Genomic DNA, 17,527 nt, shown 5'->3' with positions numbered 1-17,527 from the left:
GCCCGTGCGGATGCTGCGTCAAGGGCGGGCGCCGCCACCGCCACCGTGCTGTCGAACAAGATATCGGCCGACCCCGCAGATGCGGAGCCGGCCGATATTCATGAGTCGTTCGTCAGGAACGCACGCGGCGGATCATCAGTACCGCACCGCCGGAGAGCAACAGCGCCAGGGCTGCGCCCAGCGCGATCCATGCCGGTGAGCCACCGGTGGTCGCAAGGTCTCCTGCCGGCTCGACGGCAACGGGAGGTGTCTCGCCGCCGACAGCATCGCTGACGCCGCCCACTGCGGTTTCATCCGCAACGTTTCCAGCACCGTCCGGCGCCGCATCAGGAACGGCAACCGGGTCAGTCTCGGTGGGGGCGGGGGTGGGTGTGGGTGTGGGGGCGCCCACCGCATCTCCGATACCGCCCTCGACCGGCGCTGCGGGCTTGTCACCAGCATCCGGCGCTGGCGCCTCAGTGTTGGGAGCATCCACGTCGGGGTTCTCTCCCGGCTCGACGACAGGTGCGTCACTCTCGACGGGAGCGGGCTGCTCACCCTCAGCAGGTTTGTCGCCTTCAACAGGCTTGTCACCCTCAGCAGGCTTCTCACCCTCAGCAGGCTTGTCACCCTCAACGGGCTGCTCGCCCTCCGCGGGAGTCTCGTCGTCGACCGGCGTAGAGCCGATCTCGTCGATCGCGTCGCCGATTCCGCCGGTCACTGGCTCGTCCGGAACCTCGGTCGGAGTTTCGTCAACGGGAACCTCCTCGGCCGGGTTGCCCTCAACGGGCGCCTCGACGGCAGGCTTGTCGACTTCCTTGGTTCCAGCGAGAAGGGCGAGGCCATCTGCGCTGAGGTATGCCAGCAGCGGGTTGGTGTTCGTCTTGAAGCCGACCCAGTACTGGTTCGTGGTGCCCGACACCCCATATGAGGTCACATACGAGGTCTTACGGTTGTAGTCCATTGCACTGCGCGTATTCGAAGCACGCACAACGGTTGAGTCGCCGTTCAAGACCCAGCGCTGTTCGATGTTGTTCAACGAGCAGTCAGAAACCCCGTACGTACCCATATGCGTGACGCACAGGTTCGGGTTCTGGGCGCTGTGGATGCGACCCGCGATGTCAACGAACCAGGTTTCCTTGTGGTTGTCAGCACATTTCTGATCAGCATCCACTCGCAAAAGGTTCTTGTCATCGAGGTAGAGGCAGCGTCCCTGGTTGACGGTCACAGCCGAACCGGCCGGAGTGTCGACTGCACCATCAGCATCGGCATACCCGCGATCCTCGAGGAACGAGGCGAGTTCAGGCAGATCTGCTGCGGTGACACCCTTACCTCCGTGCTCAGCAAGGTAGGCCTCGACCGTGAGTGCATCAGCAGTCAGTTGCAGGATCCGTTCCGCGACGCGACGAGCCTTCATGCTCAGCGGGGAGAGATCATCTGCCCACCCCTGGAGGATGATCATGTCCGGGACGCTCAGCACCGGGGCACCAACATTCTCGAGTCCGAGAAGGGTCGCTTCCAGCTTGCGCAGCTCCTGCTCGCGGAGCGCATCGAACCCGTCATCCATGCCGACGACGACCGCAGCGGGCATCGGCTCGAGGTCAGTGGCGATCGTGATGGGCTCGCCCATGTTGGTCGTCTGCTTCTCGACCCGGCACGAGATCTGCGCACCGGTCGGGCGCTCGCTCTCGGCGATGTTCACGTTGAGCTGCTTGACACCGTCACTGGCATCCAGGGCGATGTACTGCGTGGCAGCATTCTGGAAGGTGACCTCGACCCAGCACGCACGATCGTACGACTGGATCTGCGGGTCCACCTGCGGCAGATCGAATGTCACACCGTAGTTCGAGCGGAATGCCGGGTACATCAGCGTCTGCTCGGGCTTGGCCGGGTTGTATCCACCGAGAAGGGTGAACACCGGCACACCGACCTGCTTGGGAGCAAGCATGTTGAATTCGGGGTTCGCCTGCTTCGCATCGACCCAGGCGCCTGCCTTCTCATCCCAGTCGCGGTAGCCGCTCGGGTAGGACGTGTCCGCGACAAGATCCCGCAGGTAGGTCTGGATGCGCTTGAGAGTGTAGCGAGTGTGGTGGGTGTAGTCGGAAACCGGGCTGGCATCCCAGCCACCGGCCATCGCGTCGGTGTTGAAGTTGTAGCGACCGGCCAGGTTCTCACGGAAATCCATGCCGTTGATCGACGGGAACGGCCGGTACGCACGCTGGTCAAGGTTTGAGCGCATGAGCCCCCGGTAGGCGATGTATCCCCATCCCGAGTCCATATTGTGCGAGGCGTCGCGGACGATGTCATCGCCGGTCGCCTTGTTGTTCACACCCGGGTAGTGCCCGATACCGTAGGAGTGACCGAGCTCGTGGCTCAGCTCATTTCCGACGGAGTCGTACAGCGTCGCCATGCCGTTGCCACCGGACAGGCCGTGGCGATGACGGCCGTTCGAGTAGAGCCCAGCGGAGTGGTGGATGACGCGCTGGTTGGTGCTGCCCGGCTGGCGCTGATTCATCGGGGAGCTCGTGATGCCCCACGTCGCGAGGTTGATGCCGGTGGAGACCTGCGCCTTTCCGACGTTCTCGCGCATGGTGCCTGCGTAGACGCTGCCGATACGGGGATCCGGGCTGTCGACGGTGTAGATGTCACCCGAGTGGACGATGACCTTGTCGAGTTCGACGTCCTCGTACTTCGCCATGGTGAGCCTGGACAGCGGGATCGTCTGGAAGTAGTCAGTCGCACCCGACGCCGGGTCGTTGAGGAAGCGCTGTCCGTTGGCTACGGGCGGGAAGGTGAGCATGCCCAAGCGGATGTTGTTGATGACCATCTCACGCGGCGCACCGACATCGACTGCGTCGAGCGTGCCGGTGCGTCCGGCGCCGTCGGTCACCGTAAGCGTGATGCCCGGCTGCACCCACTCGTACGGGAGTTCGACCGACCACGCGCGCAGCGAATATGCCACAGTTCCGCGCGAGTCGAAGCTCTGATCAGCATCCGGGAGCAGATTCGGGTGTGCGAGGTCGACGGTGCCCTTGACCTCGCCCTTGACCTTCACCTCGACCTTCAGGGAATCGACAACCGTGGTCGGTGTGACCATGAGCAGCGCAATACGATCGGCGACCAGCGTCGGTCCTTCGTTCGCTGCGTTGTCGGTGGGGTCGACGGTGGTCATCTGCGCGAACTCGACCATCGCGCCGAGATCGCCGGTGAGGTCGTTGCGGATCTCCCGCTCAGAGCCGTCGCGTGTGTAGTCGTGGAAGCCGATGTCGGCGGATGCGCGGTAGCTGTCGTTAACCGGGAGAGCCGTCGCTGCAGCGGCGGCTGTCTCCTGAGAGGCGACCATCGGCACGGCGAGGGCGGCGACGCAGAGCGAAGCGACGAACCCGGTTCTCATCCGCCGAGCGGTTGACAGCGTGAATTTGCTGGGGGGCATAGTGGGGGATTTCCTCGATTGGGGGGAACGAGTCAGGCCGCGCCAGGTGGACACGACCGTGTAGGCAGTCGATCAGCGGCGACTGCTCGACTGGCGAGCATTTTGCGCAGACCCTTACCAAATTCTTATCCAGGATACTGCACGCTGCGGTCATTAACTCAGTAGCAGGGCGATTCGTCGCGATTAGGGGCTCGGGTGCGTTCGCACGCCGAGAATGTCGGATGCCCGATCTACAGTGAGCACGTCTCACCGATGAGACAGTCTCGATACGAGATACAGACATACGGAACCGGAGTGAACATGAACGAGACGACTCTCACGATCGTGGGGAACCTGACGGCCGACCCCGAACTGCGCTACACGCAGTCGGGTGCGGCGGTGGCGAGCTTCACCATCGCCAGCACACCGCGCTCATTCGATCGCCAGGCGAACGAATGGAAGGACGGCGAGGCACTGTTCATGCGCTGCTCTGCCTGGCGCGACCTCGCGACGAACATCGCCTCATCAGTATCGAAGGGCAGCCGGGTGATCGCCTCCGGGCGCCTGCAGCAGCGCAGCTACCAGGATCGCGAGGGCAACTCGCGGGTCAGCATCGAGTTGCAGATCGACGAGATCGGGCCCTCGCTCCGGTACGCGACAGCGCAGGTGACGCGCGGGGATCGGTCGGCGCCGGTAGCGGCTGTGTCAGCGACGGTGCCCGTAGTGGCGCCAGCGGGCGCGCCAGCTGCGGCGGACGCAGCGGCACCCGCGTCGGATGCTGGGTGGGCGGCGGTCGACGAGACGCCGTTCTGATGTCGGGGCTTCAGCGCCGGCCACCGAAGAGCGCATAGAGCAGCGGCGCCGCCGAAACAATCATGAGCGCCGCTCCCAGCGCGGGCAGCGGCGTGAGCAGTAGTGCGCCGCCGACGAGCATGCCGGCGAACAGGACTGCGGCAACCGCGCGACGGCCGATGCTCATCACGATGTCGAGCCGCCGTTCGAGGCGGGATGTGTCGAACGTCACCGTGCCGTTGTCAATACTGGTGATGACGTTGTCGATGCGCTGCGGCAGCCGCCAGGTGACGTCTGCGGTGCGGAGTGCTCGACGAGCCAATTCCTGCACGACGTTGCCGCTCTCATCGCGGATCAGGCGCGCGGCATAGGGCTCTGCCGCATCCCAGACGTTGAAGGCGGGGTCAAGCCCGCTGCACATGCCTGAGGTGAGCGAGACCGCGCGGATGAGCAGCAGCATATCTTCAGGCAGCTGCAGCGGAAGCGACCGCACGACATCGCCGAATTCGGCGGCGAAGGCACTGAATTCCTTCGGGTCGACTTTGCTCAGTTCGGCGACGCCCATCCCGCCGAAGCGTGCGAACAGGGCGGTGAGGGCACGTTCGAGTTCGAGGGTGTCGGCGGTGGGGAGCAGCATCCCGATTTCCTGCGCGGCATCCACCAGGCCTTTGCTGTCGCGCCCGGCGACCGCGATCAGCAGCGTTCGCAGCCCGTCACGCAACCCGTCTGGAACCTCGGCCATCATGCCGAAATCGACAAAGGTGAGCCGCCAGCCTGTCCCCTCCGCTGTTCCCTCCCCCGATGCGGGCGTGACGAAGATGTTTCCCGGATGCGGGTCGGCGTGTACGAAGCTGTGGCTGAACACCTGGTCGAACATGACCTCGGCGAAGACCTTCGCGACCTCGGTCGGGTCGATCCCCGCCGCGCGCAGGGCCGTACCGTCATTGATCTTGATCGCGGTAACGTCCGACAGCGTCAGCACGCGACGGGTGACGCGTTCCCAGACGATCTGCGGGGTGTTGACGCGAGGGTCGTCGGCGAAGTTGTCCGCGAAGCGTTCGGCGTTCGCGGCTTCGTGCAGGTAGTCGATCTCCTCCAGGCTGGTCTGGGCGAACTCCTCGACGAGGGCTGGCGCATCGACACGGCTGGAGACGAGGCGGATTCGGCGCAGCCAGCCAGCGACGCGACGAAGCGCGGCGAGGTCGGTGGCGACGATCTCGTCGATGCCGGGACGCTGCACCTTCACGACGACGTTTCCGAGTCCGGTATCGGCGGCGTCGAGTGCGGAGAGCCGGGCGCGGTGGACTTGGCCGAGCGATGCGGCCGCAAGCGGTTGCTCATCGACCCAGGCGAATGCGCGTTCGAGCGGAACGCCGAGTTCAGCTTCGGCCAGTGCTTTGATGTCTGCGAAGGAGACAGCGGGGACTTCGTCTTGCAGCCCGGCGAGCTCATCGGTGATCTCGGGCGGAAGAACGTCAAGACGAGAGGAGAGGAACTGCCCCACCTTGATCATGAGTCCACCGAGCTCGATTGCGAGCACGTGGAATCGCTGGGCCAGTCGCTGCATCCGTCCGACACGAGTGTGCTCCGTGACGCGCGAAAGGCCGACGCGTGGCAGGAACAGCTCGAACCACCACAGCTGCACCAGTTGCCTGGCGGCGAACGCGATGATGCGGCGGTAGCGTGCGCGGTGGGGACTCACTGCCCCGATTCACTTCTCGGCGAGGATCGCGTACAACCGGCGCCGTGCGTCTTCGAGTACGGCCACCGCTTCCTGCACCTGTGCGGGAGAGCCGGTGCGTGCGACCTGCGCGGCCGCGCCGGCGAGATCGATTCCCGCTTTCGGCAGCGCAGTGTGCGTTGATCCGTCGCGGGAAGAAAACGCGGCCCATGGTGCTGGCTTTTCGGCTGCGATCTCGGCTTCTTCACGCCCAGCACCGGTGAGCGAGTAGGTTTTGCGGCCGTTCTGCTCTTCTGCGGTGAGGAGTCCTTCGTCAGCCAGGAGCTGCAGCGTGGGATAGACCGATCCGGCACTGGGTTTCCACGCGCCCCCGGAACGCTCTTCGATCTCATGGATGATCTGGTACCCGTGCATCGGCTCTTCGGCGAGGAGCGTGATGACGGCCGACCGCACATCTCCACGCGCCATCCGCGAGGGCCCGGTGCGCTGCTCGAAGGATTTCCTGAGCTGATCCATCGCATCGAAGATCGCGGATGCCGGACCGCCGGCACCGCCGAACATTGCTCCGTCGCTGAACGGGCTCGAAGGGAATGACGTGCTCATGAGGACCTCGCGATAGTGGGTGACGCCGAACGGCTCTGGGGAGTTAACGATATATCGTTCAGTATCGCTAGGGAAGGGTGCGGCGCGAAGAGACCCGCTCATGCCGGAGTGCTCAATGCCGCAATACCTCATGCCGCGATATCGAATCGTGCGCGCCCGCCGAGCCGGGGCTCGCGTGCTGGATCGACATAGTTCGGCGGAATGAACCAGACCCGTGCCCCAGCTCCGACGCCGACAACGTTGACTTCCCACCCGTTGTCGTGGATGCGATGGTGGCACGTCTCGCAGAGCAGCACCCCGTTCATCAGGTCGGTTCGACCGTGATGTCGTTGCCACCACCGGATGTGATGAGCTTTGGTCATTTCGGGTGGAAGAGCGCACATTGCGCAGCCGCCGTCCCGTTCGACGAGCGCCAACCGCTGAGCCCGAGTAAACAACCGCTTCTTCCGGCCCCAATCGAGAATCTCGCTATCACCGCCGAGGACACAGGGGATGATGCCGTCACCCGCGGCCATTCGCCGGGCTGCGCTGACGCTGACTGGCTGATCTGCGCCGTCGATCGTTGCCCATCCGGCACCGGAGATCAGATCTTGCAGGCTGATGCGGACGATGACTGTGGCACCGGCAAGCGGTAGCTTCGAGTCGCATCCGAGCACGTGGGAGCAGAACGCCGCGAATGCGTCCGCTTGAATCATCGCTACGCTGCGGCGGTCAGCATCCGGAGCATTGGGGTCGACTGCATCCTTACGCGCAGCGAACGCGGCAGACACGAAGCCGCGGAACGCGGCAAGGATCGGGGCACCGCTTTCGATATCGGTCTTGCCACTGAAATGCAGCTCTCCATCGCGCTCGAACATGTTGAAGAAGCGCTTACTGCGCCGCTCCTCTTCTCGCGGCTCGATGCCGTCGGGGTCAAGCCATGCCTCGGCGCGCACAATGAGCTTGCGCAACTCGTCGAGGCTGAGCCCGACGGCGTTCTCGGTGAGGACTCTCTCCCCCTCGGCGATGCGCTCGACGCCCGCCGCCACCCGACAGCGATCGAGCAGCGTGATGATCATCGCCGCCGCCTGCGCGCTCAGCTCTCCAGAAGCCAGAGCTTCACGCACCAGTTGATACTTCGCCGGCAGAGGGTTGCCCAGCAGATCTGACCGCGGCGCGGTCCCCTCACCCACTTTGATCAGCCGGAATGCGTCACCCGACGACACCCCCGTCGTCGCAGCAATCAGCTTGGCGGCCGTGCGGAACCCCTGCTGCTTCGCCAAACTGTCTGGACCGAGTTCCGTTCGCGACTCGTGTGCGATCCCGGCGGCGACATCGACATGCAGGGCATCCAATCTCCGTTGCAGGAGACCGACAGCCGTTTCCGCTGCGATGAGCTGTTCTCTCGTCAAAATATTCGAGTCACCGGCATCCGCCCAAACAGCGTCCAGCCCATTCAGGGCCTCGTGGATTGCGGTCAACTGTGACATGACTCCAGCTTAGCAACCGAGTCCGACTTTGTCGAAGATTATTTCGAAAGAATCGAACTTTCGGCAGATAGCAGGGTGGTTCACATGCCACACTTGCCGCATGTGGATCGGCTGGCTCTGGTGCGATGTTTTACTCGGCGATGTGCGCTCCCTGAAGGAGAAGCGCAGCGTGATTCGTCCATTGATTTCCGACCTGGCCCGTCGTACCGAGTCCGCCGCCGCCGAGGTCGGCGCCCATGATCTGCACCGGCGATCAGAGATCGGAGTGTCCGTGATCGCGGCAGAAGCCGCCCATGTTCGAGACATCCTCGATCGCGCGGAGCGGATGCTGGCGGAGGAGCATCCCGAGATCACGCTGTTGTCGACCCGCCGCGGATTGCACTCCAGCGACGACTGATCGCGGCCGACCATCTCGGCTTTCGCGCTCTCTGACGCGGCCAACCAGTCGTCACAGTTCCGACGAATCGGGCTCGAGATTCTCGCAGATCTGTCCGAGCACACCGGCGCGACCGCGACCCTCTCCGGACGCATCGGCCACCGCCGCATCTACATCGGCCAGGTCAAGAGCTCGCAACTGGTTCGAATCTCTGTGCAAGTCGGGTCAGCGCAGCCACTGACCATCGGAGCATCGGGGGCTGTCGGCCGATCGGAACAACGCTCGTTGTCACAGCTGCACAGATTTAACCTCGAGATACTCCTGAATACCGAATGAACCGAGTTCCCGGCCAAGCCCCGACTGCTTAAATCCCCCAAACGGGGCTACTCCACCCAACTTGAAACCGTTGAGATCCACCTGTCCGGTTCGCATCCGGCGAGCCACCCCGAGAGCACGTTCAGCATCTGAGGAAAACACCGCGCCGTGAAGGCCGAAAATGGAGTCATTGGCGATACGCACGGCGTCGGCGTCGCCATCGTGCGGGATCAGCGCGATGACGGGACCGAACACCTCCTCCTGCGCGATCCGCATACCGTTGTGCACATCGGACAGAATCGTCGGCCGGACGAAGTAGCCACGATCGATACCGTCCGGAAGGGATCGCCCACCCGTGACGAGCCGCGCCCCCTCTCGGACCGCACCGTCGATATAGCCGCGCACGCGATCACGCGCAGCGCTGGTGACGATCGGCCCGAGGGTCGTCTCCGTGTCGAGCGGATCGCCCACACGGTGATTGCCGACGATCTCCTGCAGGATATCTTCAGCTGCGCGAAGGCGAGACCGTGGCACGACAAGACGAGACCAGGCGAAGCACACCTGTCCGGCGTTGGTGAAAGCCTGATCGGTCGCCTGCTTAAGAGAAGTCGCCAGATCTGCGTCATCGAGAACCAGGGCTGCGGATTTACCCCCCAGCTCCAGATGCGCGCGCTTGATCGTCTCGGAGCCGAGCTGCAGCAGGCGACGTCCCACTCCCGTCGAGCCCGTGAAGCTGATCATGTCTACAAGTGGATGGGTCGCGAGGGGCTCACCGGCCTCGGGGCCATAACCGGTGATGACGTTGATGACGCCTTTGGGTAGCCCGATCTCCTCGGCCACCTCAGCAAGATGAAAGACCGATCCCGGTGCCGTCTCGGGCGGTTTCACGACGACGGTGCAGCCAGTGATGAGCGCAGGCCCGAGCTTGACCAACGTCAGAAGCAACGGGAAGTTTGACGGGCTGATCGCTGCGACCACACCGACCGGCTCGTGGATCACCAACGAATCTCCGATCCGCTGCTCGAACTCCATCGATTCTCCGAGGTCGGCGAACATCTCAAAGAACTCAGAGGCGCGGATCGTCTGATATCCGCGCGCGCCACCGATTGGCATGCCGACCTCGAGGCTGATCAGCGGCGCGATCTGCTCCACACGCGCGCGCAGGCCGGCGGCGAGCCGACGCAGATATCCGGCTCGCTCCGCGACCGACAGTGCCGACCAACTCGGGAAGGCCGCGTGCGCCGCGCGCACTGCGCGATCCACATCATTCGCATTCCCTGCAGGAACGGTCTCAAGGAGCTCCTCAGTCACAGAGTTGTAGATGGGAATCTGCCGACCCGAATCGGCTGGAGCTACCCACGCACCATTGATGAAGAACTTCGCCCAATTGGTCACCATTGCGCCGCCTCGCTTCTGTGTATGTCAGTCGTGACTGACTCTTGACCCGTCACGGGTCACCTGTCTATTCTCAACATATGCGAGCAGGTTCGCATGTATTGAGAATCTAACCAGTTCTAGGTCGCGGTACAAGAGGAGCAACGACGATGTTCAACTCGACAGGCAACGGCACCGGGCTACCCCTCCGCAACCGGACGGTCGTCGTCACCGGCGCGAGCAGAGGTCTCGGACGCTCGATGGCTCGTGCTGTGTCCGCAGCCGGGGCCAGAGTCGTGGTGACCGGTCGGGACATGGCTGCACTGGAGGAGACCGTCCAGCTAATCCGCGGTGAGGGCGGGGACCCCATGGCCCTTGCCCTCGATATCACCGATTCGGACGCCACAGCGGTAGTCGACCAGATCTGGACGGAGACGGGTGGAATAGACGCCGTCTTCGCGAACGCCGGGATTTCGCTCATGAAGCCCGCATTAGAGACGACCGCCGTCGAGTTTGCTGCGCTCATGGATACAAATGCCACGGGCACGTTCCGAATTCTGCAAGCATTCGGTGCGCGCATGCTCGCACAGGGTCACGGAAAGCTCGTCACAGTCACATCAGACATCGGGATCCGCGGTAGTGAAGGCTGGGTCGCATACGCGGCAAGCAAAGGCGCCGTCATAGCCATGACGAAAACGCTCGCCTGGGAATGGGCTCCCACCCTGACGGTGAACTCTATTGCTCCGGGGGCCTTCGCAACCGATATCAACGCGCACCTCTTCGCCGTCCCTGAGATTATCGACGCGGTCGAGAAGGCAGCGCCACTCGGCCGCGTCGGGAAGGCTGATGAGATCGGCCCGCTTGCAGTGTTCCTCGCAGGCACCGGGTCCGACTTCATGACAGGACAGATCATCAGCCTCGACGGCGGCATCCAGCGCTCATGACCGTCGCGGCTGTCCGGGCGACCGGGATAACTAAGCTCTACCCCGGCGTCGTGGCGCTGAAGGACGCGTCGCTCACCTTGTACCCCGGCGAGATCCACGCCGTCATGGGTGAGAACGGCTCCGGGAAGTCCACTTTCCTCGCGCTGCTCGCTGGTTCTCAAGAACCCACGGCTGGCACTATCGAGGTGTTCGGTGAGGCCAAAGCGAGCTTGAATCCGAGGCAGGCAAAGGATCTCGGAGTCGCTCTTGTGCAGCAAGAGCCGCAGCTAGTCCCGGCTCTCACGGTCGGCGAGAACATCATGATCGGCCGCCTGCCCGGCACGGGCGGCGTCAGCTGGCGCGCCGTCCATCAACAAGCACAACGACTTCTAGACGACCTGGGGTTCGATATCGACTCGCGTACCGTGGTGAGCTCGTTGTCTACCGGGCGTCGCCAGCTCGTCGAAGTTGCAAAGGCGCTCGTCGGCCGCCCTCGCGTGTTGTTACTCGATGAAGCCACGAGCTCACTCGATGAAGCCGACGTGCGACGTCTCGTAGCCGTTCTGCGACAGTTGCGTGACCAAGGCGTCGCGGTCGCGTTCATCACGCACCGGATGAAAGAGATCATGGACATCGCCGACCGCGCGACGGTCCTGCGCGACGGCCGCTACGTCGGATCAACATTGATCACCGAAACCGACGAACGTGCACTGGTCGCGATGATGGTGGGACGAGATCTGGCCGACTACTGGCACAAGGCCGACGTCGAGCTTGGCCCTCCGGTTCTCGAACTCGAGAACGTAAGCCGCGGATTCCTTCAGGACATCACGCTCGATGTTCGATCGGGCGAGATTGTGGGCATAGCAGGCCTGGTCGGCAGTGGGCGTAGCGCAATCCTCCGCACCATCGTCGGTACGCGCAAGCCCAGATACGGAATCATCAAGCTCGACGGCATTCCCGTGCGCATCCGCAATCCGCGTGAGGCGCACCGCCACCGGATCGGCTACGTTCCCGAGGACCGCAAGGCGGAAGGTCTTGTCCTGGGCTGGTCGATTCTCCGCAATGCTTCACTCGCGCTCATGAACGAGCGACGACCGTTCGCGTTCCTGACGAAGCACTTCGATCGCGCAGCGTTCGCGGCCGGCTCACGCGGGCTGAAGATCCGCGCAAGCAGTCCCGAGCAGATCGTCTCTCAGCTCTCGGGCGGGAATCAGCAAAAAGTCGTCATCGCGCGAGAGTTGGCGACCAAGCCCCGGGTGCTTCTCCTCGACGAGCCGACACGAGGAATCGACGTCGGCGCCAAAGAGGACATCTACGCGGAACTGTCTGGCTTGGTTTCAGAAGGCATGGGGTTGCTGATCGTCTCCTCCGAGCTCCAGGAACTGCTCGGCGTCTGCGATCGCATTTACGCCATGTTCCATGGCCGGATCGTCGCCGAGTTCTCAGCCGCGGAAGCTACCGAGGAAACCCTCACTTTCCACACGGCCGGTGCACACGAAATCGCTGCCTCCGAAGGGGCCCCATGATGACCGATACCTTTGCCATCACCAAGACGGCACCCACACGCTCGTTGGGCTCACTCGCCCTGCGCTACCTGGGCGTCGGAGCCGCACTGATCGTGCTCGTCATTCTCCTCGCTGCCACCCAGGAGAACTTCCTGACGTATGGCAACGTCCTGAACATCCTCAGGACGAACTCAGTACTCTTCGTCGTGGCGGTGGGATTGACCTTCGTGATAATCGGCGGTGGACTCGACCTGTCGATCGGCTCCATGACTGCGCTCGGCGGAGTGATGCTCGCGATGATGGTCAGCTCGGGGGTGGATCCGCTGCTCGCGATCCTCTTCACCGTTCTCGCGTGCACGCTGCTCGGTACCGTATTCAACGGCGTGCTCATCGCGTACGGTGGCTTCAACTTCTTCGTAGTCACGCTCGCGATGCTCGAGCTGTTCCGCGGTGTCGCCCTGGTCCTCAGCAACGGGATCCCTGTTTCCACCATGTCGTCGCCGATCATCCAGATCATCGGCGACGGGTCGGTGAACGGCTTCTCGATCCCCGTGCTCATCGCTCTCCTGATCGGTGCAATCGGCTACATAGTGCTCCGTTGGACGCGTTTCGGTCGTGCCATCTACGCGGTCGGGGGGAACGCTGCGGCAGCCCACCTCGCTGGCGTGAATGTGCGCCGCGTGCGTCTCGCAACGTACGCCATCGCAGCCATCACAGCGGGGATTGCAGCCATTATGCTCACCGGGCGACTCACGTCATCGCAACCGGTCAGTGGGGCTGCTGGCCTAGAGCTCTCCGCCGCGGCCGCTGTGCTTCTGGGCGGCGCAAGCTTCTCCGGCGGCGCCGGAAACATCGGCGGAACGGCGATCGGCGTGCTGTTCCTGGGTGTCATCGCAAACGGAATCACGCTGGCCGGTGTCCCGTCCTACTGGCAAGGCATCGCGACCGGTGCCATCCTCGTCGCGGCGATCGCGCTGGATCGCCTTCGCAATCGCCGCTGACCCCAACCGTTCGTCCCACTGACTGTCCGCTACACGATCACACCCGAGGAGAAACCATGGCACGATACGAACAGCACCGCTGGACGACTCCGGCAGCACTGACGCTGGCGGCAGTCTTCGCACTGACGGGTTGCTCCGTCTCCACCGCACCGGCGGGAGAACCCGCGCCCAGTTCAGCCCAGCCATCCGGTGACGGCTATATCGTCGGTATCACCGGCGCTAACTATGCGATCGAATCGGCACGCGCCCAATACGAAGCGCTGGCCGCAGGTCTGATCGACGCGGGTATCGAAGTGAAGTTCCTCGATGCGGCGCTCGATATCAACGCGCAAGTGTCGCATGTCGACCAGTTCATCGACCAGGGCGTGGATGGCATCGTGCTGAATCTCGCTGGCGATCCGAATGCCATTCGGGGGTCCGTCGAGCGGGCGATCGATGCCGGAATCGATCTGTACTCGATCGGAGGCACAGGGTTCACGGAGGTCCTCGTACAGGTCAACCTGCCGTCGCTCGAACTCGGCGAGCTCTCAGGGCAGTATGTCTGTGAACAGAGCGGTGGTACCGGCGAGGTCGCTCTGATCGAGGCCGTGGACATCCCAGTTCTGGCCGAACGCTGGGACAGCTTCCTCTCCACTGTCGAACAGGAGTGCCCCGATCTCCAGATCGTCGCCCGCGAACGGGCGATCCCTGATGATGCTGCGACAGCGCGCCCGATCGCAGAGGATCTACTAACCCGGTTCCCGAACCTCACCGCGCTGTGGACAATGGGCGACGGGCCCGCCCTTGGTGCCGGTCTTGCTGTTCAGGCCGCAGGTCGCGATGTCATAGTCACGGGCATGAACGCTGAAAGCCAGGGCATCGATGGCATACGTCAAGGCGCTGTCAACGCGACGTGGGACCTGGACCCGACCGAGATCGGTTTGCAGTTGGCCGACCGAATCGCAAAGATCGCCGACGGCTCCAGCCCCCGGCCGGAGACCACCGACGTGTTCACCATCACCGGACTCGCAGAGTGGACCGCGGACAACGTCGACGACTGGGTGGCGTACGAAGCCCGCGTCGATTACCCCGGCATCAACTGACATTGAGAAGCCCGAAACTAAGAAGGAAGATGACATGCGCGCGCTTGTTCTGACCGAAGTGGGGAAGCCTCAGGAATTGGTCCACGATCTCATCGTGGACCAGCCGCTGGATCATGAAGTCCTTGTTCGCACCGCGGCGTGCGGGGTCTGTCACAGCGACCTGCACTTCAGGCAGGGCACGTGGACGACCTTTCCTCTGCCATTGGTGTTGGGGCACGAGTGCGCGGGCATCGTCGAGGCCGTCGGGTCGCAGGTAACCTACCTGCGACCCGGCGACGCCGTCGTCGGGTGCCTTACAGCCTTCTGCGGCGAGTGCTCGTATTGCCTCACGGGTCGGATGTACCTGTGCCCACAAGGCGGCCTGTCGCGCACAGGAGGCGCGCCCAGGCTCTCGCGCCAGGGTGCGCCCGTTTCACAGTTCGTTAACCTTTCTGGGTTCAGCGAGCTATTGCTCGTTCACGAACGTGCTCTCGTGAAGATCGATGCCGATATTCCGATGGACGTCGCAGCGATCGTCGGCTGTGCGGTCACCACCGGCGTCGGTGCGGCGATCAATACCGCGCGAGTCCGCCCCGGTGAAACCGTTGCTGTTGTCGGCTGCGGCGGCGTCGGTCTCAACGTGATCCAAGGAGCGAGAATCGCAGGAGCTGGAAGAATCATCGCCGTCGACCGTTCACCCGTGAAAGCAGAGGCGGCACGGGCTTTCGGCGCGACCGATGTGGTAATCGCAGACGGCACCGAAGCGGAGCAGATTCTCGAATTGACTTCAGGCGGCGTGGACCATGCGTTCGAGGCCGTCGGCCTGCGTGTGACGGCCGAAGCCGCATTCCGCATGCTCGCCATCGGAGGGACTGCGACAGTGGTCGGTCTGTTGCCCGAGGGAGAAAGTATCGCCGTGTCGGGTGTCGACCTCACCTTCGGCCGCACGCTGCAGGGTTCGAACATGGGGTCGAATCGATTCCGGATCGACATCCCCCGCTATCTCGAGATGTACCGCAAAGGCACGCTCCTTCTGGACGAACTCATCACGGCACGGATCACACTGGCCGAAGCGGATGACGCTCTCGTCGCGCTGGAATCCGGAGACCGCATCACTCGTTCGGTCGTCGTCTTCGACTGAACGTCGCGCGCGCACTAGCCGTCGGTCGAACCCAGTGCCGCACGCTCGGAGATCTCCTGCGCTCCAGTTCGCACCGCAGCGATGATGCGCTCGCGCTGCCTCGCGTCAAGTCGGTACATCGGGGCAGCGACTCCAAGAGCTGCGGCGGTCTGACTGCCGACCTTGACCGACGCGGCCACGCCCCAGATTCCGTCGTCGATCTCTCCGAAACTCTGCGTGTAGCCGCTCGCGGCCACCTCGGAGAGCGCGCGTTCGGTGAGCTCTTTGGGGCGTGATCCTTCGGTGAATACCTCCGCAAGATACCTTTCTCGTTCTGATGGCTGCATGGCAGCCAGCAAAACGCGGGGCATCGAGCCCTGGTGAAGCAACATCGCCTGGCCGATGTCGAACTGCATCCGCACCGGCTGTCGCGACTCCACCCGTTCGATGGAGTACGCGTGTAGTCCACCCCGACGCGCGAGGAGAACCGTCTCGTCGACCTCATCACGAATCCGGTTCATGACTGGTAGCGCGATCGTCTCGATGGTCGAGCGCGCAGCCTCCGCAGCGGCCGACAAAGCCTGCACGCGCATCGACATGCTGTACTGTCCGTTACCGTCGTCGAAGAGTAGTCCGACATCGCGAAGCAACGCGAGATAGCGATACATCGTCGCGACGGACACATCGATTCGCAAAGCGAGGTCGTGCGCGGACCAGACCGGGCTATCCGCTGTGAAACAGAAAAGCACGTCAAGCACCTTGCGCGCGCTGCCTGCGCCCGGAATCGCATCGCGTTGCGCCATTGCCATCTTTCTGGGTACCTGTTGTCTCTAACGTAACGGACCCGGTCAACCCCTGAAGAAGCCACGCTCCGAAACTGTCGGACCAAACGATCTCGACACCGTATTGAATTCTGATGACCGCCCTGTTGTCGACCCGCCGCGGATTGCACTCCAGCGACGACTGATCGCGACCACCCTGCGAAAACCCATCGATCCACTCAATGAAACCGATTTCGTGACCATTTTTCCGACGCGACCCGGCAATTTTCCACCATAATGAGAGAGTGACGCATTCTCAGATTTCGCTTACCGGTACGCACGGAGTAGTTGCATGACCATCGAAGCGCTCCCCATCAAGCCGGCGGATTCAACGACAGCTCGGGTCTCGGAAGTTCTGCTGGCGTTCGCCGGGGCCGAGAAACCACTGGGCATCACCGACATCGCGCGCGCAACCGGGCTCAGTAAAGCAGTCGTGCACCGCATCGTTCAAGAGCTGTGCAACAGCTCGTTCGTCTGGCAGAACCCGCAGACGCGCAAGTATCAACCGGGCATCTCGGCGTTCGCGCTCTCTGACGCGGCGAACCAGTCGTCACAGTTCCGACGCATCGGCATGCAGGTGATCGCCGATCTGGCAGACACTACTGGCGAGACCGCGACGCTGTCCGGCCGAATCGGCCACCGCCGCATCTACATTGGGCAGGTCGAGAGCTCTCAGCTGGTGCGAATATCCGTGCAGGTCGGCTCCGCGCTGCCGCTGACGATCGGTGCCTCCGGCGCAGCCATCCTCGCCTTCCTCCCGGACAACGAGGTTGAGAGCACGGTGCGCGCATCGCTGGAGTCCGCTGACCTCGACGACGGAGAACGCAAGAGCGCGCGCGAGCGGCTGTACGCCCGCCTACAGGAAGTCAAAGAGCAGGGCTATGCGCGTAGCGAAGGCGAGCGTATCGCGGATGCCACCAGCTTCGCCGCCCCCGTGCGCAATCGTTTCGGAGAGGTTATCGGCTGTATCAGCGTCGCGGCTCTGGCTTCTCGTCTGACCTCGCAGCGCGAGAAGGAACTCGCCCAAGCAACGATGAGCACAGCTGAGAAGCTCTCATCCGCGCTCCGCGTGACCTGACGCTAACTTTCGCCAGG

General features: G+C 63.3%; 15 protein-coding genes and 1 pseudogene. 10 read left to right on the top strand and 6 right to left on the bottom strand.

What is annotated here, in order from left to right; translation table 11 throughout:
- Nucleotides 1-112: 112 nt before the first annotated feature.
- Nucleotides 113-3,412 (bottom strand): M66 family metalloprotease, encoded by a 3,300-nt coding sequence (locus ACSS7Z_RS01620; protein WP_438252681.1) that lies wholly within the window; start codon nucleotides 3,410-3,412, stop codon nucleotides 113-115.
- A gap of 300 nt (nucleotides 3,413-3,712) precedes the next feature.
- Between ACSS7Z_RS01620 and ACSS7Z_RS01615 the strand changes: the two genes are divergently transcribed.
- Nucleotides 3,713-4,204 (top strand): single-stranded DNA-binding protein, encoded by a 492-nt coding sequence (locus tag ACSS7Z_RS01615; protein ID WP_438252680.1) that lies wholly within the window; start codon nucleotides 3,713-3,715, stop codon nucleotides 4,202-4,204.
- A 10-nt stretch (nucleotides 4,205-4,214) separates the two neighbouring features.
- Here the strand turns inward: ACSS7Z_RS01615 and ACSS7Z_RS01610 are convergent, their stop codons facing one another.
- The 3 genes from ACSS7Z_RS01610 to ACSS7Z_RS01600 form a co-directional block, all read right to left on the bottom strand.
- Complete coding sequence (locus tag ACSS7Z_RS01610; protein ID WP_438253059.1) at nucleotides 4,215-5,894, bottom strand: ABC1 kinase family protein; 1,680 nt, start codon at nucleotides 5,892-5,894, stop codon at nucleotides 4,215-4,217.
- On the bottom strand, nucleotides 5,895-6,467 hold the full coding sequence (locus tag ACSS7Z_RS01605; protein ID WP_438252679.1) for a PadR family transcriptional regulator: 573 nt from the start codon (nucleotides 6,465-6,467) through the stop codon (nucleotides 5,895-5,897).
- A gap of 128 nt (nucleotides 6,468-6,595) precedes the next feature.
- Entirely contained in the window at nucleotides 6,596-7,936 is a 1,341-nt protein-coding gene (locus ACSS7Z_RS01600) for an HNH endonuclease (protein WP_438252678.1), read from the bottom strand.
- Between the two features lie 100 nt (nucleotides 7,937-8,036).
- On the opposite strand from ACSS7Z_RS01600, the gene ACSS7Z_RS01595 reads away from it, so the two are divergent.
- Both ACSS7Z_RS01595 and ACSS7Z_RS01590 read left to right on the top strand, forming a co-directional pair.
- Nucleotides 8,037-8,333, top strand: coding sequence for a DUF503 domain-containing protein (locus ACSS7Z_RS01595; protein WP_438252677.1), 297 nt, complete (start codon nucleotides 8,037-8,039; stop codon nucleotides 8,331-8,333).
- Between the two features lie 12 nt (nucleotides 8,334-8,345).
- Nucleotides 8,346-8,648 (top strand): IclR family transcriptional regulator domain-containing protein, encoded by a 303-nt coding sequence (locus ACSS7Z_RS01590; protein WP_438253058.1) that lies wholly within the window; start codon nucleotides 8,346-8,348, stop codon nucleotides 8,646-8,648.
- Here the strand turns inward: ACSS7Z_RS01590 and ACSS7Z_RS01585 are convergent.
- Complete coding sequence (locus tag ACSS7Z_RS01585; protein WP_438252676.1) at nucleotides 8,601-10,025, bottom strand: aldehyde dehydrogenase family protein; 1,425 nt, start codon at nucleotides 10,023-10,025, stop codon at nucleotides 8,601-8,603. The genes ACSS7Z_RS01590 and ACSS7Z_RS01585 overlap by 48 nt on opposite strands.
- Nucleotides 10,026-10,171: 146 nt before the next feature.
- Between ACSS7Z_RS01585 and ACSS7Z_RS01580 the strand changes: the two genes are divergently transcribed.
- The 6 genes and pseudogenes from ACSS7Z_RS01580 to ACSS7Z_RS01555 all read left to right on the top strand — a co-directional run bounded on the left by ACSS7Z_RS01580 (nucleotide 10,172) and on the right by ACSS7Z_RS01555 (nucleotide 15,632).
- On the top strand, nucleotides 10,172-10,945 hold the full coding sequence (locus tag ACSS7Z_RS01580; protein ID WP_438252675.1) for an SDR family NAD(P)-dependent oxidoreductase: 774 nt from the start codon (nucleotides 10,172-10,174) through the stop codon (nucleotides 10,943-10,945).
- Nucleotides 10,942-12,450 carry a sugar ABC transporter ATP-binding protein gene (locus ACSS7Z_RS01575; RefSeq protein WP_438252674.1) on the top strand — a complete coding sequence of 503 codons (1,509 nt, stop codon included), beginning with the start codon at nucleotides 10,942-10,944 and terminating at the stop codon, nucleotides 12,448-12,450. Before ACSS7Z_RS01580 ends, ACSS7Z_RS01575 begins: the two co-directional genes overlap by 4 nt.
- Nucleotides 12,450-13,430 (top strand): ABC transporter permease, encoded by a 981-nt coding sequence (locus ACSS7Z_RS01570; RefSeq protein ID WP_438252673.1) that lies wholly within the window; start codon nucleotides 12,450-12,452, stop codon nucleotides 13,428-13,430. Before ACSS7Z_RS01575 ends, ACSS7Z_RS01570 begins: the two co-directional genes overlap by 1 nt.
- 56 nt (nucleotides 13,431-13,486) lie before the next feature.
- A complete protein-coding gene (locus ACSS7Z_RS01565) occupies nucleotides 13,487-14,512 on the top strand; it encodes a sugar ABC transporter substrate-binding protein (RefSeq protein WP_438252672.1) in 1,026 nt (341 codons plus the stop codon).
- Between the two features lie 34 nt (nucleotides 14,513-14,546).
- Nucleotides 14,547-14,984 (top strand): annotated as a pseudogene (locus ACSS7Z_RS01560) (alcohol dehydrogenase catalytic domain-containing protein); the annotation flags it as partial.
- Nucleotides 14,985-15,632 carry a zinc-binding dehydrogenase gene (locus tag ACSS7Z_RS01555; protein WP_438253057.1) on the top strand — a complete coding sequence of 216 codons (648 nt, stop codon included), beginning with the start codon at nucleotides 14,985-14,987 and terminating at the stop codon, nucleotides 15,630-15,632.
- Nucleotides 15,633-15,646: 14 nt separating this feature from the next.
- Here the strand turns inward: ACSS7Z_RS01555 and ACSS7Z_RS01550 are convergent, their stop codons facing one another.
- Nucleotides 15,647-16,414: an IclR family transcriptional regulator gene (locus ACSS7Z_RS01550; RefSeq protein ID WP_438252671.1), complete on the bottom strand. Its 768-nt coding sequence runs from the start codon at nucleotides 16,412-16,414 to the stop codon at nucleotides 15,647-15,649.
- Between the two features lie 310 nt (nucleotides 16,415-16,724).
- Here ACSS7Z_RS01550 and ACSS7Z_RS01545 point away from each other — a divergent pair, with 310 nt between their 5' ends.
- Nucleotides 16,725-17,510: an IclR family transcriptional regulator gene (locus ACSS7Z_RS01545; protein WP_438252670.1), complete on the top strand. Its 786-nt coding sequence runs from the start codon at nucleotides 16,725-16,727 to the stop codon at nucleotides 17,508-17,510.
- The last annotated feature ends 17 nt before the right edge of the window (nucleotides 17,511-17,527 follow it).

Origin of the sequence: Microbacterium wangyouchuni, assembly GCF_051546305.1 — a bacterium.
Lineage (GTDB): Bacteria > Actinomycetota > Actinomycetes > Actinomycetales > Microbacteriaceae > Microbacterium.
The sequence above is the reverse complement of the archived record's forward strand: the minus strand, read 5'-3'. Positions and strand labels throughout refer to the sequence as shown.